This is a genomic window from Priestia sp. TRN 1309 (assembly GCF_050846875.1).
Taxonomy (GTDB): Bacteria; Bacillota; Bacilli; order Bacillales; family Bacillaceae_H; genus Priestia; species Priestia zanthoxyli.
Genome location: NZ_JBOZGM010000003.1, coordinates 108341 through 133322 on the forward strand (window position 1 = coordinate 108341; position 24982 = coordinate 133322).

The 24982-nt window shown below is 38.7% G+C and carries 26 protein-coding genes and 3 riboswitches; of the genes, 6 read left to right on the plus strand and 20 right to left on the minus strand.

Features of this window, described 5'->3' with window-relative positions; translation table 11 throughout:
• Window positions 1-3: 3 nt before the first annotated feature.
• Both ribE and ACRPLQ_RS12865 read right to left on the minus strand, forming a co-directional pair.
• Window positions 4-663, minus strand: coding sequence for a riboflavin synthase (gene ribE, locus ACRPLQ_RS12860; protein WP_028414136.1), 660 nt, complete (start codon window positions 661-663; stop codon window positions 4-6).
• A gap of 278 nt (window positions 664-941) precedes the next feature.
• A riboswitch (FMN riboswitch) is annotated at window positions 942-1092 on the minus strand.
• Window positions 1093-1199: 107 nt separating this feature from the next.
• Window positions 1200-2234: a YkvI family membrane protein gene (locus ACRPLQ_RS12865; protein WP_223546455.1), complete on the minus strand. Its 1035-nt coding sequence runs from the start codon at window positions 2232-2234 to the stop codon at window positions 1200-1202.
• 332 nt (window positions 2235-2566) lie between these two features.
• Window positions 2567-2673: riboswitch (SAM riboswitch) on the plus strand.
• Window positions 2674-2780: 107 nt separating this feature from the next.
• Between ACRPLQ_RS12865 and ACRPLQ_RS12870 the strand changes: the two genes are divergently transcribed.
• From ACRPLQ_RS12870 to ACRPLQ_RS12880, 3 genes are all read left to right on the plus strand, one after another.
• Entirely contained in the window at window positions 2781-4619 is a 1839-nt protein-coding gene (locus tag ACRPLQ_RS12870; RefSeq protein WP_165635674.1) for a bifunctional homocysteine S-methyltransferase/methylenetetrahydrofolate reductase, read from the plus strand.
• Window positions 4620-8063, plus strand: coding sequence for a methionine synthase (metH, locus tag ACRPLQ_RS12875; protein ID WP_165635673.1), 3444 nt, complete (start codon window positions 4620-4622; stop codon window positions 8061-8063).
• Window positions 8064-8440: 377 nt separating this feature from the next.
• Window positions 8441-9238 (plus strand): HAD family hydrolase, encoded by a 798-nt coding sequence (locus tag ACRPLQ_RS12880; RefSeq protein ID WP_165635672.1) that lies wholly within the window; start codon window positions 8441-8443, stop codon window positions 9236-9238.
• A 57-nt stretch (window positions 9239-9295) separates the two neighbouring features.
• Here the strand turns inward: ACRPLQ_RS12880 and ACRPLQ_RS12885 are convergent, their stop codons facing one another.
• The 5 genes from ACRPLQ_RS12885 to ACRPLQ_RS12905 form a co-directional block, all read right to left on the minus strand.
• Complete coding sequence (locus tag ACRPLQ_RS12885) at window positions 9296-9502, minus strand: hypothetical protein (RefSeq protein ID WP_014461041.1); 207 nt, start codon at window positions 9500-9502, stop codon at window positions 9296-9298.
• A gap of 48 nt (window positions 9503-9550) precedes the next feature.
• On the minus strand, window positions 9551-9814 hold the full coding sequence (locus ACRPLQ_RS12890; protein WP_013055998.1) for a hypothetical protein: 264 nt from the start codon (window positions 9812-9814) through the stop codon (window positions 9551-9553).
• 204 nt (window positions 9815-10018) lie between these two features.
• A complete protein-coding gene (locus ACRPLQ_RS12895; protein WP_099000146.1) occupies window positions 10019-10393 on the minus strand; it encodes a cytochrome-c oxidase in 375 nt (124 codons plus the stop codon).
• A gap of 173 nt (window positions 10394-10566) precedes the next feature.
• Complete coding sequence (locus tag ACRPLQ_RS12900) at window positions 10567-11865, minus strand: NCS2 family permease (RefSeq protein ID WP_028414142.1); 1299 nt, start codon at window positions 11863-11865, stop codon at window positions 10567-10569.
• 230 nt (window positions 11866-12095) lie between these two features.
• A complete protein-coding gene (locus ACRPLQ_RS12905) occupies window positions 12096-12404 on the minus strand; it encodes a hypothetical protein (RefSeq protein ID WP_432236037.1) in 309 nt (102 codons plus the stop codon).
• Window positions 12405-13079: 675 nt separating this feature from the next.
• Here ACRPLQ_RS12905 and ACRPLQ_RS12910 point away from each other — a divergent pair.
• A complete protein-coding gene (locus tag ACRPLQ_RS12910; protein ID WP_098112872.1) occupies window positions 13080-13439 on the plus strand; it encodes a YueI family protein in 360 nt (119 codons plus the stop codon).
• A gap of 162 nt (window positions 13440-13601) precedes the next feature.
• Here ACRPLQ_RS12910 and ACRPLQ_RS12915 read toward each other — a convergent pair whose 3' ends face one another.
• From ACRPLQ_RS12915 to ACRPLQ_RS12930, 4 genes are all read right to left on the minus strand, one after another.
• The gene (locus tag ACRPLQ_RS12915) at window positions 13602-14315 is read right to left on the minus strand and encodes a cell wall hydrolase (RefSeq protein WP_098112871.1); all 714 of its coding nucleotides are present in this window, start codon (window positions 14313-14315) and stop codon (window positions 13602-13604) included.
• Window positions 14316-14627: 312 nt separating this feature from the next.
• On the minus strand, window positions 14628-14954 hold the full coding sequence (locus ACRPLQ_RS12920; RefSeq protein WP_013082248.1) for a hypothetical protein: 327 nt from the start codon (window positions 14952-14954) through the stop codon (window positions 14628-14630).
• Window positions 14955-15101: 147 nt separating this feature from the next.
• Window positions 15102-15296, minus strand: a complete 195-nt coding sequence (locus ACRPLQ_RS12925; RefSeq protein WP_033578384.1) for a hypothetical protein — start codon at window positions 15294-15296, stop codon at window positions 15102-15104.
• A gap of 17 nt (window positions 15297-15313) precedes the next feature.
• Complete coding sequence (locus ACRPLQ_RS12930; protein WP_028414145.1) at window positions 15314-16159, minus strand: patatin-like phospholipase family protein; 846 nt, start codon at window positions 16157-16159, stop codon at window positions 15314-15316.
• A gap of 308 nt (window positions 16160-16467) precedes the next feature.
• Between ACRPLQ_RS12930 and ACRPLQ_RS12935 the strand changes: the two genes are divergently transcribed.
• Window positions 16468-16653, plus strand: coding sequence for a YkvS family protein (locus ACRPLQ_RS12935; protein WP_013055988.1), 186 nt, complete (start codon window positions 16468-16470; stop codon window positions 16651-16653).
• A gap of 316 nt (window positions 16654-16969) precedes the next feature.
• Window positions 16970-17191: a hypothetical protein gene (locus tag ACRPLQ_RS12940; protein WP_047751404.1), complete on the plus strand. Its 222-nt coding sequence runs from the start codon at window positions 16970-16972 to the stop codon at window positions 17189-17191.
• A 31-nt stretch (window positions 17192-17222) separates the two neighbouring features.
• Here the strand turns inward: ACRPLQ_RS12940 and ACRPLQ_RS12945 are convergent, their stop codons facing one another.
• From ACRPLQ_RS12945 to ACRPLQ_RS12985, 9 genes are all read right to left on the minus strand, one after another.
• Complete coding sequence (locus ACRPLQ_RS12945) at window positions 17223-17924, minus strand: NAD(P)H-binding protein (RefSeq protein WP_028414147.1); 702 nt, start codon at window positions 17922-17924, stop codon at window positions 17223-17225.
• Between the two features lie 68 nt (window positions 17925-17992).
• Complete coding sequence (gene queF / locus ACRPLQ_RS12950) at window positions 17993-18490, minus strand: preQ(1) synthase (RefSeq protein WP_013055985.1); 498 nt, start codon at window positions 18488-18490, stop codon at window positions 17993-17995.
• Between the two features lie 98 nt (window positions 18491-18588).
• Window positions 18589-19320 (minus strand): 7-carboxy-7-deazaguanine synthase QueE, encoded by a 732-nt coding sequence (gene queE / locus ACRPLQ_RS12955; RefSeq protein ID WP_098112870.1) that lies wholly within the window; start codon window positions 19318-19320, stop codon window positions 18589-18591.
• Entirely contained in the window at window positions 19313-19753 is a 441-nt protein-coding gene (gene queD, locus ACRPLQ_RS12960; protein ID WP_013055983.1) for a 6-carboxytetrahydropterin synthase QueD, read from the minus strand. The genes queE and queD overlap by 8 nt, the downstream gene beginning before the upstream one ends.
• Window positions 19753-20418: a 7-cyano-7-deazaguanine synthase QueC gene (gene queC / locus ACRPLQ_RS12965; protein ID WP_028414148.1), complete on the minus strand. Its 666-nt coding sequence runs from the start codon at window positions 20416-20418 to the stop codon at window positions 19753-19755. Before queC ends, queD begins: the two co-directional genes overlap by 1 nt.
• Window positions 20419-20648: 230 nt before the next feature.
• Window positions 20649-20692: riboswitch (PreQ1 riboswitch) on the minus strand.
• Between the two features lie 72 nt (window positions 20693-20764).
• Window positions 20765-21886 carry a GerAB/ArcD/ProY family transporter gene (locus ACRPLQ_RS12970; protein WP_028414149.1) on the minus strand — a complete coding sequence of 374 codons (1122 nt, stop codon included), beginning with the start codon at window positions 21884-21886 and terminating at the stop codon, window positions 20765-20767.
• 22 nt (window positions 21887-21908) lie between these two features.
• Window positions 21909-22145, minus strand: coding sequence for a hypothetical protein (locus tag ACRPLQ_RS12975; protein WP_033578382.1), 237 nt, complete (start codon window positions 22143-22145; stop codon window positions 21909-21911).
• An 11-nt stretch (window positions 22146-22156) separates the two neighbouring features.
• Complete coding sequence (locus tag ACRPLQ_RS12980) at window positions 22157-23356, minus strand: Ger(x)C family spore germination protein (RefSeq protein WP_432236038.1); 1200 nt, start codon at window positions 23354-23356, stop codon at window positions 22157-22159.
• Between the two features lie 24 nt (window positions 23357-23380).
• Window positions 23381-24979: a spore germination protein gene (locus tag ACRPLQ_RS12985; protein WP_028414152.1), complete on the minus strand. Its 1599-nt coding sequence runs from the start codon at window positions 24977-24979 to the stop codon at window positions 23381-23383.
• Window positions 24980-24982 lie beyond the last annotated feature (3 nt).

The window sequence follows — 24982 nt, forward strand, 5'->3', positions numbered from 1 at the left end:
CTGTTAATTTGTAAAACCATGCTGCTGCAATAAATCCTTCATATTACCTGACCGATTCGAGGCGCCAGGAGTTGACTTGTTAGCCATCATCTGATGCATATATTTAGCTAACATATCGCATTCAATATTCACCTTGTCTCCTCGCTGTTTGTCTCCCACGACTGTGTGAAGCACCGTATGAGGAATAAGAGAAATAGTAAATGATTGATTGCTGACATCAAAAATAGTAAGACTTGTTCCGTCTACAGAAACAGATCCTTTTAACATCATAAATTCACGAAGTTCAGGATCCACTTGAATTTCATAATAAAAGGCATTTCCTTTACGTGTTTTGCTTACAATGGTTCCAATTCCATCAACGTGTCCGCTGACGAAATGCCCTCCAAACCGGCCATTTGCAGCCATCGCCCGTTCTAAGTTAACACGTGATCCAACGGTTAGAAGCTGCAGGGTACTTGCTTTAATCGTCTCCGGCATGACGTCGACCGTAAATTCATTTTGAGAGTAAGCCGTTACGGTTAAACAAACGCCGTTAACTGAAATACTGTCCCCTAAGTTCACATCTTCTAACACGGTCTTCGCATCAATCGTAAGAACAATTGCTTCTGTAGCCTTTTGAATCCGTTTTATTTTTCCAATTTCTTCAATAATACCTGTGAACATTTTCTTCACCTGCTTTGGCGCTATTCCAACTTCTTATGCCGTTTTGAAATAGCAGCTGCTTTTTTTTCATATTTATCTTTCCCCCAACCACTGAAAATAAAAAAGCCCCTTGAACAAATGTCCAAGGGGTCGGCTGAGCTGAATCAGTTTTATCTATGCAAAATTCCGCTAATTGTATACGAAATAAACAGTTATATTTTGTGTACAAAAACAAGGGTAGCTTTAAAAAAGGCAAACCTGTCCCTTATTAATACAACACAAAAAAACAACTGTGCTTCCTGATCCTTCTCCCATCCAGACTTTTACTGTCGGCTCTAGATTTTAACTAGATCCACCGCTAACATACATCGTATGAAAACGGGTCACGGGCTTAAAAGCATATGCTTTATCACCGCCGGTTGGGACTTACACCCGACCCCGAAGGATAATATATTCGACTGCTAGAGTCTTATTTGTTTTACATTATAGCAAAGTAAAATCGACTTGTCACATCATTTAACTTCGTTTTTTCACATCTGTTCTGCAAAATCCAGCTTTTAGCTTATTTTTTCTTTTTTAATACATAGCATCCATACAAAAGCTAGTCCAATATAGCCAAATATCGGATACAAAAACTCAAGAAGCTGAGCATATCCAAATTGCCCGATAATAAAGCATGCCAAGATAATAAACGCAAAAGCTTGTTTGTCATTCAGGGGAAGAAATGATTGAAGCTGTTTAGCGATTCCAAATACATTTCCAATCAATGTAGTAAAAATCTCACCTAACACAACTACCGTAAATAAAACATTCACCCACGCTGAGATATTTTTAACAACGGCACTCATAGGAATATCAAGTTGAAATGAATAAGGCAAATTGGAAAGGGCAAGATGAGTAGAAACAAGCATAAACGTAAGTACACATCCTCCTATTACGGCCCCTTTTTTGATCACGCTCTTATCTTTCACGGAGCTTCCTAATGGAACTAAAACGGCCTGAGCCAAAGCTAGATTTAGGGAAATATATAAAAAGGGACTAACCGCCCACTTCCACTGTGTGACGAGCGTTAAGTCTGGCTTCGTTTGAATCAGTGAGAAATAGCTGACATTTGGCACAAAGATGATAAAAGCAAATGAAAGCATCATCGGCACAACAAGAGAATTAACCATTAAAATACCGTTAATTCCTCTTGCGATAAATATATAAGTTAAAACAATTGTACAAATCATCCCAACAGGAGGCCACAGTCCGAACTGTTCTTTTCCTATTGCCCCCGTACTCGCTAGCATGACTGAAGTTACTCCAAATAAAATGACGATCATTACACCGTTTACCGCTTTTCCAAGTACATCACCAAATAAATATGTATTAAGCTGCTGATAAGAAGAAGCCCCAATTGCGTGCGAAAGCAGCATCATTTTCGAACCTAGCCAAATAAAAAACAAGCCGCTGACCAAAATTCCAACCATTCCAAGTTCCCCGTACTGTGTAAAAAATTGAACAATTTCCTTGCCTGTTGCAAAACCGGCTCCTACAACGGTGCCTACATACGTAGCAGCAACCTGCAGCGTGAGTTTCCACCTTTTCATGCCCATCACCCTTCTACCCTTCATAGTTCACTATATGTAGAAACGGTTAAAAAAAGACGAGCCTTTTATATGTAAATCCTCGCCTCACCCGGTGCTGTTCCTTTTTCGTTTTTTTATTTCCTTCTTGTTTTTTTCATGAAAACCCTTTATCCCTTAACATAACGGCAGTTTTCAAACAAAATATACGGATATTTTCCCTTTAGCTTTTAAATTTTCCTCAATATTTGCTGGAAATTCACAATTTACTGTTGTATAATTTCTAAAAATCAGATAAATTATTAAATAAGTATTCTTTCTATTTAAAAAAATATGTTTCAATTATATACAATTGATTCTTATCATGAGAGGTGGAGGGACTGGCCCTTTGAAACCTCAGCAACCAGTCGTTAGAGACATGGTGCTAAATCCAGCAAGCAATTTATTGCTTGGAAGATAAGAAGGCGAAAAAAGTCTTCTTCTTAAGAAGACTTTTTCTATTTTATCGGCATATTGCATAAAACGAATCACTCGTGAAATAGAAGCGGAACAATTTAAGGAGGTTTTGACATGGGGTTACTTGAAGATTTAAAGTCTAAAATTTTAATTGGGGATGGTGCCACTGGTACCCTCCTTTACTCACACGGTATTGACAGCTGTTTTGAAGAACTAAACATCACCAAACCAGAAGAGGTTTCTCGTATTCACAGAGCCTATGTAGAAGCTGGTGCAAACGTTATTCAAACAAATACGTACGCTGCTAATTATCAAAAACTTGCCCGTTATGGATTAGAAGATTCAGTCAAAGACATCAATGTTGCTGGTGTAAAATTAGCGAAACAAGCTGCAAAAGATCAGGCTTACGTGGTTGGTACACTCGGCGGAATTCGTTCTTTCCAAAAAAATGCTATTAGTTTAGAAGAGGTTAAGCGAAGCATTCGTGAACAAATGTTTTGGCTTTTAAATGAAGGCGTGGATGGCCTTTTATTTGAAACATACTATGATTTCGAAGAATTAAAGACCGTTCTTACACTAGCAAGAAAAGAAACGGATAAGCCTATTATTACTCACGTTTCCCTACATGATATTGGCGTACTGCAAGATGGGCGTCCTTTAGCAGATGCATTAAAAGAATTAGAAGACTTTGGAGCAGACGTTGTCGGGCTAAACTGCCGTTTAGGTCCTTATCATATGATTCAGTCTCTTGAAGAAGTACCGCTTCCTGATCGTGCTTTCTTATCTGCTTACCCTAATGCCAGCCTTCCGGCGTATGTGGAAGGCAAGCTGGAATATGAAACGAATGAAGACTACTTTGTAGAAAGCGCGCGTTTATTCCGCGAACAAGGGGTTCGCTTAATCGGAGGATGCTGCGGTACAACACCAGCTCACGTACGCGCCATGTCGTCTGCCTTAAAAGACCTGCCTCCGATTACAAGCAAAGTCGTTAAAATGAGACCAGCCGTTACGGTTCAAGAGCGTGAGCAGCAGGATAAACCTCATATGCACGAAATTGTGAAGAAGCGCCGCTCGGTTATCGTCGAGCTGGATCCGCCTAAACAGCTTGGTCCGACGAAATTTTTAGAAGGCGCAAAAGCACTTGATAAAGTCGGCGTAGATGCTATTACATTAGCTGATAATTCTCTTGCCTCACCTCGCATCAGCAACTTGGCAATGGCAACACTGATGCAACAAGAAACAAAAGCACGACCGCTTATTCACATTACCTGTCGCGACCGAAATTTAATTGGACTTCAATCTCATTTAATGGGACTTCATACGCTAGGAATGAATCAAGTGCTTGCAATTACCGGTGATCCGTCAAAAGTTGGCGATTTCCCTGGCGCCACTTCGGTCTATGATTTATCTTCATTTGACTTGATTAGTTTAATCGCTCAGTTTAATGAAGGACTATCTTATTCCGGCAAACCGCTTGGTCAAAAAACCAATTTTTCCATTGCAGCTGCCTTTAACCCAAACGTGCGTCACTTAGACCGAGCCGTTCAGCGCTTGGAAAAGAAAATCGACTGCGGGGCTCACTATTTCATTACTCAGCCTCTCTATTCAACTAAGCAAATTGAAGAGGTATATGAAGCAACCAAACATTTAACAACACCGGTATACATCGGGATCATGCCGTTAACAAGCGCAAGAAATGCTCGATTTATTCACCATGAAGTACCTGGAATTAAATTATCAGAAGATATTCTAGAACGTATGGACGCAACGGGAAATGACCGGATTCGCGGTGAAGTCGAAGGCCTTGCGATTGCAAAAAACTTAATTGATACAGCATATGAGCTATTTGACGGTATTTACTTAATTACGCCGTTTATGCGCTATGAAATGACCGAAATTCTAACACGCTATATTCATGACAAGCAACTCGTTACATCAGAAAGGAAGATATAAATGAGCTCACTTATCGAACAACAACTAAAGAAGCGAATACTCGTCATCGATGGAGCAATGGGAACGATGATTCAAGATGCTGATTTAACCGCTGAAGATTTTGGCGGCGAAGAATATGAAGGCTGCAACGAATATTTGACCCGAACAGCGCCTCATGTGATTCAGCGCATTCATGAAGAGTACTTTGCAGCGGGTGCTGACATCATTGAAACCAATACGTTTGGCTCAACATCTACCGTACTTGATGAATATGATTTAGGCTACTTGGCGTATGAATTGAATATCGAAGCTGTGAAGCTTGCTTGTGCAGCTCGCGATAAATATTCAACTCCCGAATGGCCTAGGTTCGTAGCTGGAGCTATCGGTCCTACCACTAAAACTCTCTCTGTTACGGGAGGTATTACATTCCCTGAGTTAGTAGAATCGTACGAAGAGCAAGCTCGGGGTTTGTTAGACGGCGGCGTTGACTTACTTCTAGTCGAAACCTGTCAAGACATGCTGAACGTAAAAGCTGCGTTTTTAGGCATTACAGCGGCGTTTGAAAAACTGAAAATAGAAGTTCCAATTATGATTTCAGGAACGATTGAGCCAATGGGAACAACTCTCGCTGGTCAAGATATCGAATCTTTTTACTTATCACTGGAACACATGAAGCCTCTTTCAGTCGGACTTAACTGCGCGACAGGTCCTGAATTTATGACGGATCATATTCGCTCTCTTTCAGACCTAGCCACTTCAGCTGTTAGCTGTTATCCAAACGCTGGACTTCCGGATGAAGAAGGCAATTATCATGAGTCCCCTGAGCTGCTGGCTCAAAAAATTAAAGGATTTGCTGATAAAGGCTGGCTGAACTTTGTAGGCGGATGCTGTGGTACAACGCCTGCTCATATTAAAGCACTTGCTGAAGCGGTAAAAGAGGTTGCGCCTCGTTCGCTTGATCGCTCCGAGCATAATCATGCTGTAACCGGTATTGAACCGCTTGTGTATGACGATTCTATGCGCCCTCTTTTTGTGGGAGAACGTACGAATGTAATCGGTTCTCGCAAGTTCAAGCGTCTGATTGCGGAAGGGAAAATTGAAGAAGCATCTGAAATTGCGCGTGCTCAAGTTAAAAATGGTGCTCACGTTATTGATATTTGCTTAGCAGATCCAGACCGTGAAGAAATGGAAGACATGGAGGAATTTATTCAAGAAGTTGTAAAAAAAGTGAAGGTTCCTCTTGTAATCGATTCAACTGACGAGAAAGTTATTGAAAAAGCTTTAACGTACTCGCAAGGTAAGGTCATTATCAACTCCATTAACTTAGAAGATGGTGAAGAGCGTTTTGATGCAATCTTGCCGCTAGTAAAAAAATTCGGTGCAGCTCTGGTTGTCGGTACAATCGATGAAACAGGCATGGCCGTTACTGCAGAAAGAAAAGTAGAGATTGCTAAACGCTCACATGATTTGCTTGTTAAAAAACATGGCTTTAATCCAAAAGATATTATTTTTGACCCTCTTGTGTTTCCTGTAGGGACTGGTGATGAACAATATATTGGTTCTGCTGAAGAAACAGTTAAGGGAATTAAAATGATTAAAGAAGCCCTGCCTGATTGCCTGACCATTCTTGGCGTAAGTAACGTGTCATTCGGTCTTCCTCCAGTCGGACGTGAAGTACTAAATGCGGTTTACCTTTATCACTGTACGCAGGCTGGACTCGATTATGCCATTGTTAATACAGAAAAATTAGAGCGCTATGCTTCTATTCCAGAAGCTGAAATTGAGCTTGCTAATGCGTTATTATTTAACACAACTGATGAAACGCTAAGCACGTTTACGGACTTTTATCGTGATAAAAAGAAAGAAGCAAAAGTAGAAATTTCTACGTTAACACTTGAAGAACGATTGGCAATGTATATTGTCGAAGGTACAAAAGAAGGATTGCTTCCTGATTTAGAACAGGCTTTAGCTCAATATGATGATCCGTTAGATATTATTAACGGACCGCTTATGAAGGGGATGGCGGAAGTCGGACGTTTGTTTAATGACAACCAGCTGATTGTAGCAGAAGTGCTTCAAAGTGCGGAAGTTATGAAAGCATCCGTTGCCTTTTTAGAACCTCATATGGAAGCAACTGAAAATGATTCTGGAAAAGGAAAAGTGATTCTTGCAACGGTTAAAGGCGACGTGCACGATATCGGTAAAAACTTAGTAGACATCATTTTAAGCAACAATGGTTTTAAAGTCATTGATTTAGGAATTAAAGTAACGCCGCAGCAGCTGATTGAAGCAGTAAAAGACGAAAAGCCAGACATCATTGGCCTGTCAGGTCTTTTAGTAAAATCTGCTCAGCAAATGGTTTTAACTGCACAAGATTTAACGCAATCAAGCATTGATGTTCCAATTATGGTAGGAGGCGCTGCCCTTTCCCGTAAATTTACTGACTTTAAAATTGCCCCGGAATATGAAGGTGCCGTCCTCTACGCCAAAGATGCGATGGACGGATTAGCGTTAGCAAATAAGCTGCAGAACAAAGAAGAAGTTATTCAGCTTTTAGCAGATTTAAAAACGCGTCAAGAAAAGAAAGTAACGGTTCGAGAACGCCAGCCTCAAACCGCTCAAGCAGCTACGGCTGTTTTAGAAAGATCCGCCATTTCAACGGATGTTCCTGTTTTTGTACCGGCTGATTTAAAGCGCCACGTTGTCAAACACTACGATTTGGCACAGGTTCTTCCGTATATTAACTGGCAGATGCTTTTAGGCCATCACTTAGGACTAAAAGGAAAAGTGAATAAGCTGCTTGCTGAAAAAGACGAGCGTGCTGTTCAATTAAAAGAAACCGTTGATGACCTTCTCGAACTGGCACTAAAAGAAAACTTAATTAAACCAGCGGTTATTTATCAGTTCTTCCCTGCTCAAGCAGACGGAAATGATTTAATTATTTATGATCCTGCTGATGAAAAAACAGAAATTGAACGCTTTACCTTCCCTCGACAAGCAAAAGGACAGTTCCTGTGCTTATCTGATTTTGCAAAACCTAAAGAAAAAGAGATGGACTATGTATGTTTCTTCTCTGTAACAGCAGGAACAGGCATTCGCGAACGCGCGGCGAAATTCAAAGAAAACGGCGAGTTTTTAAAGAGTCACGTGTTCCAAGCTCTTGCGCTTGAACTAGCTGAAGGATTAGCAGAACGTGTTCATCAGCAAATTCGTGACCGCTGGGGATTCCCCGATTCGCCTGACTTTACAATGGCGGAGCGTTTTTCAGCCAAATACCAAGGTCAGCGTTTTTCATTCGGATATCCCGCATGTCCAGACCTTGAAGACCAAGCAAAACTGTTTAAATTAATTAAACCTGAAGACATCGGCATTCAGTTAACAGACGGTTTCATGATGGAACCAGAAGCTTCTGTTACAGCCCTTGTTTTTGCACATCCTGAAGCGAAATATTTTAACGTATTGTAAAACATGGCTGCGGTCTTTTAGACCGCGGCTGTTTTTTTACAGTGAACAAACCTAAAAAAAAGGCTGCGACAAATGGATTTTAGTTGAAGAAAGATTCGAACGGAGTTAATTCTTAATTGAGAATCAACTCCGTTCGGATTGTTTTCATTATGATGGCGAACTAGATTTCATGTAGCTGTTTCTAGCTGTTGATTAGAGGGCAAGGCGAAGACTCCTGCGAAAAAAAGTGATGTAGTTATGTCTTAATCTCTTTGAATTCACCGCCGGTTTGAGCTTTTTTTATGAGTTTCTTGGGAAACACTGATAGAATAAGGAATGTAATAAATTTGTAACACTCTTATCAAGGTAATTTTTTTAGGGAAAGGAATTTTCAAGAGATGATTAAATTATTTGTAAGCGACTTAGATGGAACTCTTTTACACGAAGAAAAATACGTAGAACAGCATAATGCAGACGCACTTAGTGAACTTCAGCGCCAAGGAGTAGAGGTTTGTCTTGCTTCTGGACGAATGGATACGGAAATTTTAAAGATTTCTACTGATATTAATAATACATTTCATCGCATTAGCCAAAACGGAGGATTTGTGTGGACCAAAGAAAATCAAGAACTTCATGGAAAAGTGTTTGAAGATGATTTAGCGGTTCAACTTTATAAAAAAACGATAGATCCTAACCGTATTACGCTTGTCTGTTCAAACGACACGAATTATGTAGAGCAGCGAAATGAAATTATTGAAGCAATTGAAACTCACATGTTTTTCCCTATCGAAGAACAAATTAAAATGACAGATTCATTTGGTCACGCTCTTTCTCCATCTAAAATCACGGTTCTTGGAGATCATGATGAAATGGTAGCTCTGCAAAAAGAAGTGAACGAAGAGTTTGGTGATTATATTGATACATATATTTCTGCCAAGCAGTGTTTGGATATTATGCCTAAACATATCAGCAAAGGAAATGCCATTGAAATTTTATTAAATCATCTTCAGCTAAAACCAGAGGAAATTGCATGTGTGGGGGATTCATTTAATGATATTCCTATGTTTCAATTAACACCGAACAGTTTCGCTATGGCTACAGCTCCTGAAGCTGTTCAGCGCCATGCCTCTGCTGTTGTGTCATCTGTTAGTGAAGCAGCGCGTATTGTTTTAGAAAAAAATAAGCAAACAATCTAAAAAAAGCGGTCAACGTTTAAATTGACCGCTTTTATCTATTTAATAAGAAAACGGTAGTTATTTTTTTCGTAAAGAACGAAAAAAATCACCTAAGCTTTTTTGCTTCCCATCTGCATGCTCTCCATGATTAACCAAGCTGCTGATTCTTTCTCGTCGAACAACAACCATAATAAGAGTGGCAAAAAAGATAATGGAAACGGCAATGACAACCAGTGCAAGAACGGATGCTACAATAGCTTCAGAAGTCGTTAGTGACGATAGCATCTGCCTCGTACACCTCCATTTCGTTTGTGGCGAAAAGGAGCCTAGCAATTAGAAATGCAAATAATCTTTTTTCTCAGCTTGATGCATGTTATTATACACCATTTTCATTTTAGAAGCTGTAGCTTTTAAAGACGTAGACGAATCCACATCTTCGGCTAACATAATGTTTACTAAGTCAACCACAGAACGAGACAACAACTCTACATTATTTTGCAACTCTAATTCGTCATAAGTTGTACGGTCTTGAAGACGAAGTCGAATAATTTCATTTGCTAGCTCCCTAACACGCACTAATTGTTGATGTTCTCCCATAGTATCTCCGCCGCAAGAAACTTATAATCAGCCCTTTTATTGGCTTTTATAAGAGCTAGAAATCCCTGCAGCTTACCCCTCCTTATAAAGATGCCTAGCACACCTTTATGTAAATCGCACTTTCACCTTGTTTACATGTATATTCGCTATAGCTGGTTCTTTTTCCTTTTGAAATTAGCAGCCATCGTCAACGACCTTCTTGGTTTATCGTTCAGGTTTCAAATTTTTAAGGGTGTGATATACGAAAATTAAAACGCCAATAGCCGTAAGTGTTGCTCCTACTGCCACTAGGGGTGTAAAAGCTTGGTTTTCTAGTACGATCATGAGAAATAAACCAATCATCATGACCGGTAATCCTATATTATGCAACCATACGTGCAGTTTAGCTAATTTACTTTCGCTAAACGCAGGAAACAAATAATAAATAAGTCCCGCTAACGTAAGCGACGTCCATCCTAATAAATTAATGTGCACGTGAACAGGCGTCAAAGCGTAGCTGTGAACAATTGACATATAATACCCCAATATGATGCCAATTCCAAAATAAACGGCTGATATTTTAATTAATTTAATTCCCATCGTTTTCTCCCCCTTATTTCCCCTCCGACTTCTGTACTACTTTACGCAGGAAACATCATTTTAGAAGCGGCTGATTAACCAAAGGACACGAAATACGGAGTATGATATCTAAAAAGAGGATTCTTTACCGCAAACACAAAAAACAGCTGAGCAAAAGTACTCAGCCGTCTATTTTAAGCAATATAATGCAGCACAAAATTCAAGAAAAACAATAGCGCGCTTACATACATAAACATCGATACTTCACGCATTTTACCAAGGAATAATTTAAGCAGTGGATACGCAATGAACCCAAATGCAATTCCATCAGCAATGCTGTACGTAAGAGGAATAAGCGCAATAATTAAAAATGCAGGGAAACCTTCTGTTAAGTCCTGTAAATTGATGTTTTTGATATTTTGAATCATTAGTGCTCCAATAACAATAAGAATAGGTGCAATAGCACTATCTGGAACCAGCTTGATAAATGGAATAAACAGAAGTGAACTTAAAAATAAAACTCCTGTAATCAGCGATGTTAAACCCGTTCGCCCTCCAGCTGCAATACCAGATGCTCCTTCTACAGAAGACACCGTTGGACTTGTTCCAAACACGCCGCTTAGTAACGCTGAGGCAGCTGTTGCTTGAAAGGCCCGCGGAAATTTGCTATCTTGATTCATCATACCTAGCTGACCATGCAGCAACCCGATATTTTCAAAAATCAATACCATTGTTAATGAAAAGACAGCTGCCCAAAACGCAACGTCTCCAATAGCTCCAAAAGACAATGTGCCAAAGCTGCTAAAGAAGTCGTTCACGCTCCCAGCGGAATGTCCTTTTTCTGCACTGCTTCTTACACCAAGTAAGAAGGCAAGGACGGATCCAGCAATCATGCTTAACAAAAAGTTACCTTTCACATTTCGGATAAACAGTACGATTGTGATAATTAACGTCAACAGCGTACTGATTACAAACGGATCTGACAAGTCTCCAAGTGCTACAAAAGTGTTCTCGCTTGGAACTACAAGCTTCCCTTTTTGCAAACCGATAAATGTTAAAAATAAGCCAACACCGACTGTTATCGCTTCTTTTAACGAATGCGGAATCGAAGAAACAATTTTGGCAGACAGTCGTGAAAAAGCTAATGCTATAAAAAGAAAGCCGGATATCACTACTGCTAATAACCCTTCTTGCCAAGATAACCCCATTGATTGAACCATCGTATACGTAAACAATGCGTTAATCCCCATACCTGGCACCAGAATGAGAGGCGCATTTGCCCAAAAAGCCATAATAACACAGCCTACAAAAGCCGAAGCCACTGTTGCGAATATTCCTGCTTCAAGCGGAATACCAGCATCAGACAAAATGGTTGAATTAACAGCAATAATATACACGATGGAAAGAAATGAAATGACCCCAGCTAAGCTTTCTTTTCCGACAGTTGTTTGGTGGTCGTTTAAACGAAACAACTTTTCAAATAATGCGTTCAATCTAATTTCCTTCTTTTCATCTATCCCTCGCCCACCCAGTGACCAAAAATGCCACCGAAGTTATTATAGCAAAATCAACAATTGTTGCAAGGAAAACTTGTCTCCTTTAGCTTAAGCGTTCATTCCTTATTTAAAACTGTTATCATTTTCTAAACGTAGCGTCTTGCATGCATTCTATATATACCTTGAATTGGACATAATAAAAGAGCGCTTTATCAGCGCTCACTGTTTTAATAATAATAATATGGTGGGTACGGCGGATAATATGGTGCTGGATAACCGTAATAACCTGGACCTCCTAATGCACTTCCAAGAACTAATCCTCCAAGAAATGGAGCTCCAAAGCCCCAACCCCAAGGGCGACCAAAGCCATAACCGAACCCCGGGCGGCCGAAGCCATAACCGAACCCCGGGCGGCCGAAGCCAAAACCAGGACGACCGAAACCAAAACCCGGGCGACCGAAACCGAATCCTGGACGGCCAAAGCCTCCAAAACCACCGAATGGTCTTCTTATGTCATTAATATCAAATTCTTGCATGATACATGCCTCCTCAAATTATATTTCATTCTCTTTATTACATATGTTATTCACCTACTTCTTGCATAGGCAATCGCCTCTTTTTTTGTGATTTCTTAAAAAATATTCTTTTTCTATCACCTCGTTAGGATCAAACAAGCGTACAGCCATATATTTTTTAAGGCTTTGAAACATACTACATGTAACTTATGTAAAATAAGAGAGAGCAAAGGAGGAATGTACCTTTATAATTTTCAGCAGCTGCTGCAATGAGGAATAAATATAATATGAACGCATAAAAAGAACGCTCAACAAACATGTTGACCGTTCTTCTTATGAAAATACATAGCGATTTTTTATTAATTTATCTGACCCTTTGCTTGACCGTATATGCCCTAAAGCTATATAATCCCCTTTTTATACAATGCGCTTTGAACATAAAATCATAGGAGCGTCTCCCCAAACGCTGCTATGTATGTATATCTGTAATCGCTTACAAACCTTTAATAAAAAACCGATATGATTTTCTATCTATTTACATTAAACAATATTTTAGGCTAAATTTCAACACATTTTTTGTTTTTCTTTGTACTCAGCAAAAAAACAGGTGATATAGCACAATGATTTTCCTTTTTTCCTGTCCCTTTTACTTATATCCATAATCGTTTATAGTTTATAACGAAAGGAAGTGACATAATGTCTGATCAACTAGAAGAATACTTAGAACGAGGAATGTACGGAGCAAAGGAAACAAAAAGAGACGAAAGAAGATATTTCTTAACTGCTCTACGTGAGAATATTGAAATTGCGCTAAAAAAAGGGCAAGTCATGAAAAAGGATGCAGCAAAAATAAAGCCTCTTTTAAAAAAAGTGAAAGACGGTCATTTGTTTTTAAATGGCTCTTTGTCTTATTCATACCTCTCCCCTTATATTCAAGCGGCTAACCAATATAAAGTGCCTTTTACCATCGTTCAGAACTTAGAAGCTGATACCGATATTGGTCTAGTTTTAACGGGTTCTGAAGGCAGTTTGGAACGAGATATCTTTTTAGACTAAAAAAAGAGGTTGACACATAACGAAATGAATTCAATCAACTGCTAGAAGGAACGAGACAGATAAAACTATATTCACCATCAAAAAAAAACGAACCATTGATCAACATGTGATCAATGGTTCGTTTTTCACTTCGTCTAAAATACTTTTGTTGCAGCCTCTTTTTTATTTAGCAAACACGTGATGATCAATTGTTTTAATTACAGCACGTGAACGAATCCAGTTATCGGTAGCTGTTTTTGGATTATAAAAGTAAATGGAATCGTCTAAACGATCTTTTCTAGTCAACGCTTGCTCTACTGCTTTTTTCGAATCTTCTGAAGCAGGTTTGTTAATTGATCCGTTTTGAACCGGTGAAAAAGCGTATGCTTTTCCGACAACTTGTTTAATAACTCCTGTTACCGTATCTGGAAACTTCGGAGAATCTACACGGTTTAACACCACTGTTGCTACCCCTACTTTTCCTTCATACGATTCGCCTTTTGCTTCGGCTTCTACTAAGCGAGCTAATAAATCTTTTTCGCTTGACGAAATCGAAACTGCAGGTGTTTCCTGGTCTGCAGGTTTGGCTTCTGGTTTTGGTTCTGGCTTAGCCGTATTAGCAGGTGCTGCCGTTGAAGGTTCCGTTGTTTCAGCAGCCAGCACTTTTGTCTTACTCGGAATAGCTAATGTTTCACCAATATAAATCATATCTCCTTGACGATTGTTTAATTTTTTAATATCGTCAATTGTTACACTATATCTTTTACCTAACTTCCAAAGACTATCGCCTTTGACTACTTTATAATTAGTTGCAGCCGTAGCTGTTGCATTAAAACCTATAAATGAAAGAGTAGCTAAACAAGCTACTACCATTGATTTCATATAACTATGTTTCATAGGTAATACCTCCTGAAATTTCGTATGGTATTACTCTATCATAGCTATATGGGGGTTTCACCGAACGATTCAATTACATTTCTTTAAGTTTGATGAACAAAATTACGTTCGGAACACAAATATGACATTGTACCTTATTTTTTGTCATATTCACGGTAATTTTTCTGAAATACAGGTATATTTTCCCGCATTATTTCAGTTTAATCAGAAATTTCTTCATTCGTTTTTCCCTTATAATTCTTATGATAAACATTTAAATTCATCTACTTTTACACAAAAGAGCTGAATGTTGTAATCAACATTCAGCTCTTTTTAATCTTCGATCTCAATTTCTACAACATCATAGAAATCAATCACTAGCTTAGCACCCGTATCATCCATAAACGTAAAAACGTCTTGATCATCTGATAAATGTATCACGTATCCGGTCAACTGCTGTTCACTGTTGTCGTAAACAGTAGTAATTAGAATTTTTTTATGATCTACATATGCTTCTTCTAATAACGAATGGAGGTCATAGTCCCCGTCATCTTCGGGCCGGTTCGTTAACAGCATCCCATAAGTCGTCATTCCATTTTTATCTTTCCATATATGATCTGCAAAATAAAAAGGTGCTGTACTTTTTCGAAACTCATCCATAATATCCCTCCTATAACTAAACACGTTTATTCGCTCTTACTATACGTTACTAAATAAACGCACAAGCACTTGTAACAGTATATTCTCTACTGTACAGGCTCATACATCCATTATATAAGGCATAATCAAATAATGCCATCATTTCGTTTAACTCCTAGGAATTTCTAGATACGTATAGGTAAAATCGCCTCCGCGTCCGGCGATTCCACGAAAATGTTTGAAATCAGGGCGATTTACTAAAAAAGGGCGAAAAGCAAGAAAGTCTTCTTTTTTAACTTTAATTTCGGTTACTTTTCCTTCACTTAACTCATTTAACATATTGATTACTGTTTGTTCATCCATTCAGTTCCACCTCGTTTTTAGCTGTTCAGCCAATTTTGCAGAGACGCAAATTGAGCTTCAGCTTCTTTATATCCTTGGTTATAAAGAGCGTCGAGACGCTCACGATTCTTCTCAATTCGCCCTACTACAAGAGGGGATTGCGGACGAATCACAAAGATATTCCCCTGTCTTTCCTGCTCTTCAATATATGACAATGTTTCATTATACAATTTATAGCGGTTCTCAAGCGCACGAGTCAGCCCATCATAATGACGATATTTGCGCTTCAATAACCAAAGCATATTTGATTTCTTTTTTCGATATCCTTCGTTTCGCGTTAGCACAACAATATTTTTTCTATATCCATCCTGCACTGCTTTTTTGATTGGAATCGGATCACTGATTCCTCCATCTAACAGCTCTTTTCCTTTATATGTAACGACAGGTGCTAAAAATGGAAGGGAACTAGAAGCGCGAACCGCTGTCAAAATATCCCGATCATACTCATCAAAATAAACGGGTTCTCCCGTCACGCAGTCCGTTGCTCCTACTACAAGCTTCTCTGTACGCTCAGCAAATGCCTCAAAGTCAAATGGAAGAAGCTGATTAGGAATTTCATCAAAAACGAAATCCATTCCAAATATCTCTTTTGTTTTAAAATAATTTTTCCACGACAAGTAGCGAGGATCCTCTAAAAAATCTAAATTAGCTTTGCGACTTCTTCCTATTTGTCTAGATAAATAAGAAGTGGCATGACAAGCGCCGGCTGAAACGCCAATTACATACGGAAGGTACAGATTTCTTTCCATAAAGTAATCTAAAACTCCGGTTGTATAAAGGCCTCTCATACCGCCTCCTTCGAGCACGAGTCCAGTATCTTTCAATTTCTACACCTTCTAATTCTTATAATTTATGACAAGATTATACCTCGTTTATTATAACGAAAGATGAACAAAGATGGAACTGTGTTGCTTCTCTCTTTCGTTAAAGCTACCAATTCCTTTTATTCCTCAGCACATTTTACTTGTTTTTTCAATTTTATTTTATATTTTTTCAAAAAACCCTTTACTAATTCCCAGTTTTAAGGCAAAATTGTAAAAAAAGAAAACGCTAACTAGTTTCACTATTTTCAAAATTAAAATTATTTAAAAAATTAATAATGAACTAATTTAAAACAAAGGAGCGATGAATGATGAAAATAGCAGAGGTAGGAAACTTGATAGAATTTAAAAATGGCTTACAGGGCATTGTCGAAAAAGTAAATGAAAACTCCGTGATTGTTGATTTGACTTACATGACAAACTACCGGGATTTAGACTTAGAACAGCGAACTGTTGTCAATCACAAAAACTACACGATTATTAATCCCGCTATGTAAAGGGAAAAAGCAACCGGAACGCAAAAACGGTTGCTTTTTTAGTGGTTTTGAAAGAACTGATTCTTTTGTTCTTCTGTAATAATTCCCAGCTTATACATGAGATAAATATACTGTTGAACCTTAACATCCTTCGAACTTTTTTTCACTGTACTCCCTCTTTTCTAAAATGTTTCTTCATACAATAATATATGGCTAAGATAAAAAAAGTTTCCTTAAAGAAACAAAACCAGGCCCCATTTTTTCTTGAAAGGGCCTTATTTTCGTGTGACAATAAGAACAAGCTACTACTACCTACTTACTGAAAGGAATTACTAGCATGTTTGATACTGTATTGTTTATCGTTGCACTTATTGTCATTCTTTTTTTCATCGTGCAGTTCGTTTTTAAACGCAAGCAAACTTCAAATAAAAAAACATCCGTTGAACCCATGAATTATGCCGAAGAAGATTCTAACTCCTACACAAGCTGGAGTGAATCTGCTTCTAATCACGATCACGATGGTGATGGTGATGGGAACGCGGATGCTGACGGAAGATAGAAAAAAGCCTCTTCTTATGAAGAGGCTTTTTTTATTTTGATAACACGCGCTTGCCGTTGGTAAACGAATAATAGCATTCACCTGTATAGATGTCTTGGCTTTCATGTACATGAACACCACATTTATCTTCAAGTGCAGCTTTCATCATGGATTTGGCTACGTTATACGCTTTAATTGGACGATATTTTCTCCACTTTCCTACAAGGCAAAATGAACACGACTTTAACGTGTATCCCCCAAGCTTTTCAAATAGGCGAAACTCTTGGCGCTTGCCTAATAATAACGATGGGCGGAAAAAGTGAGTAGAACGGATATACAAGCTTGCGATATCTTCTTCTACTTGCCCCTTTACTTTACTGTAAAAGAATGGCGAACGAAGATCAGCACCAATTGCTGTAATCGTTAAAAAGTTTTTGCAGCGATATTTTTCTGCACATTTAGCCGCTTTTAAAGGAAATTCGTAGTCAACTTTAATGAATTTCGCTTTTGTTTTTGCTTTTTTCATTGTCGTGCCTAAACAGCAATATACATCATCAACTGCAAAGCATTCTTCGTGCTTATCAAGCTCTGAAAAATCAATTTCAAGCTGACGTAGCTTTGTGTGTTCGATTGGTAGCTTTTTTCGAACAAACACTGTCACATGGTTATATAAGCTGTTGCTTAATAACATTTTTAAAAGTTCTTGACCAACAAGTCCGCTTGCACCTAATACTAATGCTGATCTCTGTGACATTCTTTCACCTTCTCATCTGTTGTTTTTGCAATGGAAAACAGGTTGCATACACAACCTGTTTGTTCGAATTAACGATTATCAATTGTTTCTGGGTATAAATCATGATTCATCAGGCGATAATTAGCCATTTCTTCATACTTCGTACCAGGACGGCCATAGTTTGTATATGGATCAATTGAAATCCCGCCGCGTGGTGTGAATTTTCCCCATACTTCAATATATCTTGGATTCATCAGTTTAATTAAGTCATTCATAATAATATTCATACAGTCTTCATGGAAATCTCCATGGTTACGGAAGCTGAACAAATAAAGCTTTAACGACTTGCTTTCCACCATTTTTTCATCTGGAATGTAACTAATATAAATGGTTGCGAAATCCGGCTGACCCGTTTTTGGACATAAGCTCGTAAATTCCGGACAGTTAAATTTCACAAAATAATCACGATTTGGATGTTTGTTATCAAATGCTTCTAGAATCTCTGGTGAATATTCAAACAAATAGTTTGTTCCTTGATTTCCAAGGAGTGATACACCTTCTAATTCTTCATCTTTTCGACCGCTCATTTGCATTTCCTCTCTTTCTACGATTGTCATTCTAACAGCGTTTTTTTATTTTGTATATATCTGTTTTTATTTTTCTTTGTAAATTTTTTGCTATGCGCTTACACGCCTCGTTTATTTCCCCAAACAAGGGCGTGAACCTGCGGCAGAACTCTTACATCGTTCATGTTTTTAGCTGCCACTGCCTTGTCGATTAACCACTCATACTTTTTAAGCAATTCTTGTGTTAACGACGCATTATCGATTGTCGTTAAGTCCTCGTTGCCTACTTGAACAAAAAATGGAACCTCAGGATAACGTTCATGAACAGATGCTGCATATTCAAAGTCCTCATCATTAAATACAACGACTTTTATGCTTATGTGCGCCATGCGTTTTTCCTTTATTAATGTCTCTATAATATCGTCTAATACGGAGAAATTTGTTTTCATTAATGAACTTGGAGGCTTAGGAGAAATCGTTAAATCATCGATCTTTAGGAACCAATCCTGATAACGGCTTCCCTGTGTTTCAAGAGCTGCTTTTACCCCATGACTGTGCAAAAGCTCTACAAATGAACCAATCGCCTTGATAAGCGCAGGGTTTCCTCCAGAAATGGTGACGTGATCAAAGCACTCTCCTCCAATTTCTTTAAGCTCCGTCCAAATTTGTTCTGCTGTTAGTTGACGAATATCGTTTTTAGCTGATCCATCCCATGTAAAAGCTGAATCACACCAGCTGCAGGAATAATCACAGCCTGCGGTACGAACAAACATCGTCTTACGTCCTACAACCATTCCTTCCCCTTGAATCGTTGGGCCGAATATTTCAAGTACTGGAATTGTATTAGCCACGTTTTTTCACCTTCTTTGGGCGGTAAACTACGTAACTTGTCGGCGTTTCCCGCACGAATACTTGTACGCAAGAAGGCTTATTTGGTAGTGTGTCTAGATATTCTTGAACCAACTCATAAATTTTACGAGCAACAACTTCAGTTGTAGGAAAATCATTTGGATTTTCTTCGTTAAAGATAGAATGATCGTTCAATAATGTATGATCAAATTGACCAGAAACAATTTTTTTCAATAGCGCAAAGTTTACTAAAAAGCCCGCTTCGTCTAATGTATCTCCGGCAACAGTTAAATTTACAAAATACGTATGTCCATGGACTTGACGGCATTTTCCTGCTTCTGTATGAGGAACAAAATGTGCCGCAGCAAACTGCATATCTTTGTTCAATTCATATTCATAGTCATGAAAGACTTGAGGATACATTTGTTGCAGCATTATTTTTCTCCTCCTTCTTTTGTTTGCAAGTATTGATCTAACCCGCGTTTTCGCAATTGACATGCGGGACATTCGCCGCACCCATCAGCAACAATACCGTTGTAGCACGTTAATGTTTTTTCACGCACATATTCAAGCGCTCCTAGCTCATCCGCTAACGCCCACGTTTCTGCTTTATCAATCCACATAAGCGGCGTATGAATCACAAACTCGAAGTCCATTGATAAATTAAGCGTGACGTTTAACGATTTCACAAATACGTCTCGACAGTCTGGATATCCCGAAAAATCAGTTTCACAAACGCCTGTTACGATATGACGGCCTCCGCTGTTTTTAGCAAGTACGGCAGCAAATGATAAAAATAACAGATTGCGGCCATCCACAAACGTTGTAGGCAACTCTCCTTCTTTTTGCTCAATTTCAATATCATCTCGCGTTAAGGCATTTGGTGCTAATTGATTTAAAAGTGACATATCTAGGACGGTATGCTTCACACCTAAATCAGCTGCGATAGCTTTTGCTACCTCTATCTCTTGACTATGACGCTGACCGTATTGGAAAGTAACCGTTTCTACTTCTTTAAAGTTTTTCAAAGCCCAAAATAGACATGTTGTACTATCTTGACCTCCGCTAAATACAACAATAGCTTTTTCATTTTTCATCATTATTGTTCGTCTCCTTTTTGATTGAAATCAAAAGAAGAAGAAACTTTATTGAACCGTTCGTTCCCTTTGTGACTAATTTTATAACACAAAAAAGAGACTGCTCTTTTCCAGCAATCTCCCTAAAAAGCAACTAAGATACACGTCCTCGCCAGCATACACGTCAAAAAGACGTGTTGATAGAAAAGCACGTGAAAGAAGACACGCTAAAACCGTGTCTTTTGTCATCAACGATGATCTTAGTTTTTTATAGAGGGAGTTTTCGAACCTCTCCCGTACATATACAAACGTGTACGGCGTTTCTTCTTGAATTGTCATCGTATACTATACCACATACGTATAAATAATGCTATGTTTGTTGGCTTCTATCACCTTTAGCTGCCTTATTTCTCTTTATATAAGAAAGCGCAATAAATAACAACGGAAAACAGACGCTTAGTACAAATAAATAAAACGGCCAGTAATATTTTTCAAAATAATTGAAGTATGCTGTATTTGGAATAATGTAATACGCCACGCCTGTAATGATTAGACCTAAAGGAAAGCTCAAAAAATTGCGCACCCGTAAATTACATAATTGAGCGATACTTAACTGAATAGCATAGAACACAATGACAACTTTAAAAAAGATAGATAACATCCAAATAATAGCTACTAATACTTCAACGTGCTGTATCGTTGCACCTAACGAAATCATTTTTCCTAATAAATAAACTGGGTAGCTGTGCATTGATGCAATATTCGCGCCAAGAGCTAATATACAAGCCGCAACTGCAATCGTAATCGTCAAGCCCGATGCCACAGTGCCGATAACAATCATTCTTTTTACCTTTTTGCCATCTTTTATATGAGGCGTAATCATTAGCACAAAAATCAATTCCATAAACGGATTTCCTAAGAAATACGTGGTTCCTAACACTAAATCATCCATGCGGAATTCAAACAAAGGGTAAAGACGATCCAGTTTCATCTGAGGAATATTTAACGAAATTAACAATAAAAAAGGGACGACGATCCACGGTAAAAAGATTTCCGCGGTTCTCGCTATCACTTCAATGCCTAAATACCCTCCGTATATAACCGCTAAAATCACAAGAGCATGAATCCACGTAGGCAGCGTTTCAGGGACAATTTGCGTCGTCATAAATGTACTGATATCTCGAAGGGAAAACGTAGATTGAATGAACATAAAAAAAATGTAAATAAGAGACATACACGCTCCGGCGTAAGGACCTAGCGCTTTTTTAGCTATTTCAATGAACGTTTGCTGAGGGTAACGGTGCATCAGCCATAACAGCACCGCAACAATTAAAAGGGCAAAGCCAATAGCAAGCACACTACATACCCAGGCATTTTGTCTATTCGTTTCTAATAACGTAGCCGGAACTGCCAAAATAGCGCTTCCGATACAAAAAAAATAAATGAGAAAAAGAAGTTGTTTCGGAGTAATAAATTCTTTTATTTGCATCATACACCCCTTCTCTCCTACATGCTTACGTAAATAACAGATGATGAACGGTTTTAGTAAGAGGCTTAATGAGTTCCTCTAAAAAGTACAGAGGCGTAGGTACTTCTTTACGGAGTGTAATGGCTCCCCAAAAGAATAAACCCATACCTATAAGACAAAGATAGACAACGATTTCACGGTAATACTTTTCCTTTCGGAAGTTAATCATAATTTTTTTAGTCAAATAAGCAAGAAGTACGAGTAAGGCGATAAATCCCTCCATTTTCTTTCTCCTTAATGCTTCATTTGCTTCATATATGAGTTATTTAACGTGCCTAAGCGACGGATTTGAACTTTGGCATCTAACTCGACGGTTAAATCTTCTGCGTAAATTCTGTTCCAGTCTCTTTTCATTTTGTACCATCTCTTTACATCTTGTCTGTAAAACGTTTCTCCAAAACCGAAGATATCACTTTTATAATCTTTTTGAGCTTTTTCCACTGCGTCATTCATTTTTTCTTTTACGTCCGCTGCTGTTTTTCGTTCGAGCATATTGATTACAGCTGGGTCCTGTAAGTTTACTTGACACTCTACATCTGCCACGTTTGCTTCACCTTTTAAATCCACGTGAATATGAGGCTTATGGTTTTTCATAGAAGCCGTTACCTTCACGTTCGTTCGAAGCATTTCTACTCCGATGATATCGTGCTGTTTTTCTTTTCCTTCGCATGGAATAACAATTAACGTACTTTTTACATTTCCTGTAATATAGTTATATCCTTTACTTTCGTCTTCATTGAACCAGCCGATCAGCTTATCATTTTGAAAGACACCTAATCCTTTAAAATTGAGCAGGGTGGACAGATTGGTCCGGGAAATGCTCGACATATCTCCTGCCTTTTTCACGTCGCCTTTGACCAATACTCCCGATAACACCGCCTGCTTTCCTTCGCTCGTTAAGTTACTGATCAGTTCATTTAACTTTACGCCTCTAGTGGGTGCCCAAATACGCTGAGAGACGTCTAATGAAGCAAACATATGGTTAGCTGGTATTTTTTCAATTGTTGTTAATACGTTCAGAACGCTCGATGCTTTCGTGTTTTTAGCAACAACAACAAAATAATCGGTACGCACTTCATGATCCCGAGCAAAGAAATCAAGCACTTCAGCAATACCCTCTTCCGCCATGCTTTCGCTAATGACTAGCATTCGTAAATGAGAAAGATAAATTTTCCGCGGGGATTTTGTCGTTATTTTTCTTAACCCTTCCATTACAGACGAAGCCTTAATAGAGAATGTGGTAACAGAAGGCCCGTTTGTAGGGGTTTTGGCCTGAATATCACCAGGGTTAATCAGCTGAACTGTAACAATAATGCCATCTTCTGCTTTATCAATTCCGACAGCAACCGTAATGGCTAGCTCATTCAACTCTCGACTGCTCCAGCAGCCGCTTAACAGCAATGAACAGATACATAACATCAGAAATGCTTTCATAGTAACCGGCCACCTTTGCACAGTTTAGTTTTTTTGCGTCTTTTGACGTGAAATATTCTTCTCGTTAATAAGCTTTGGCCTTGTTTTCATTTTTTTGATCGAACGTCTAATTAGAACATCCTTTTGATCACGCTTCACAAAGGGAGCCATAGGTGTCATATAAGGGACTCCAAATGACCTTAAGCTGCATAAATGTAAAATCATTAAAATTAGCCCGAGGATAATACCGAACAAGCCAAAAGTAGCTGCTAAAACCATTAAAATAAAGCGCAGCATCCTTACTGCAATGGCCATATCATACACCGGTGAAACAAAGTTACTAATAGCGGTGATGGATACAACGATAACCATTGCAGGCGATACTAATCCAGCTTGTACGGCGGCTTCTCCTAAAACGAGTGCTCCCACGATTGAAATAGCTGAACCTACTGCTCGAGGCAATCGGACTCCCGCTTCTCGCAAAATTTCAAACGTGATTTCCATAATAAACGCTTCAATAATAGCTGGAAAAGGCACACCTTCCCTTTGAGCTGCAATACTAATTAACAAAGCAAAAGGAAGCATCTCTTGATGAAAAGTAGTTAAAGCAATATAAGCAGAAGGTGTTAAAAGGGCTAAGAAAAATGCCATGTAGCGCATTAAGCGAATCAATGTACTAATATCTGCGCGCTGGTAATAATCTTCGGCCGCCTGAAAAAATTGAATAAATAGGGCAGGAACCATCAATACAAAAGGTGTACCGTCTACTAAAATGGCTATCCGCCCCTCTAAAAGACCTGCTGCCACGGAGTCTGGACGCTCCGTGTTATGCATAGTAGGAAAAGGTGTATAATCTTCATCTTGAATCAACTCTTCGATATATCCGCTCTCCAAAATACCGTCTATATCAATTTTAGAAAGACGCTCTTTTACCTCTTGAATGACCTGTTCATCCGCAATGCCGTCTATATAAACGAGCGCAATATCCGTTTTTGTAAACTCTCCTATTTGCTGAGATTCAATCCAAAGTTTTGGAGATTTTATTCGGCGCCGAATCAATGCGGTATTCGTTCGCAGTGTTTCTGTAAAACTGTCTCGAGGTCCTCTTACAACGGTCTGAGATTGTGGTTCAGAAACAGCCCTGTCTCTCCACCCTCTTGTACTTGCCACAATACACGTTTGATACCCTTCTAAAAACAGCACGGTATCTCCTGATAAAACATGAAGAAGAGCATCATCCAATGTTTTGGCTTCCATAATTTCACCGGCCGCCAAACTATAGCTTTTAATCAACTCGTACATATTAACGACACCGTCATCATGAGTTAAATGCTCATCGTGATAATGCATAATGGAGTCCAGCGCATAGTGTTCAACTTCATCTTTATTTACCAATCCGTCGATGTAAGCAACACCTAAAGTGAATTTTTCTTCAATTGAAATTCGAAACTCTCTTGTCACTAAGTCCGTGCTCTGTCCCAATGCTTTTTTCATGTGGAAGATATTATCTCCCACTCTCTCCGACAATTTCTGCTCTTCCTCAGTGGAAGAAGCACTAGTTGCCTTAGAGTCCTTCGATTCACCAGCTTTTTCTTTCCGCTGTTTGGATTTATTCGTTAACTCCGATAGTTTTTTAATACGCATTGT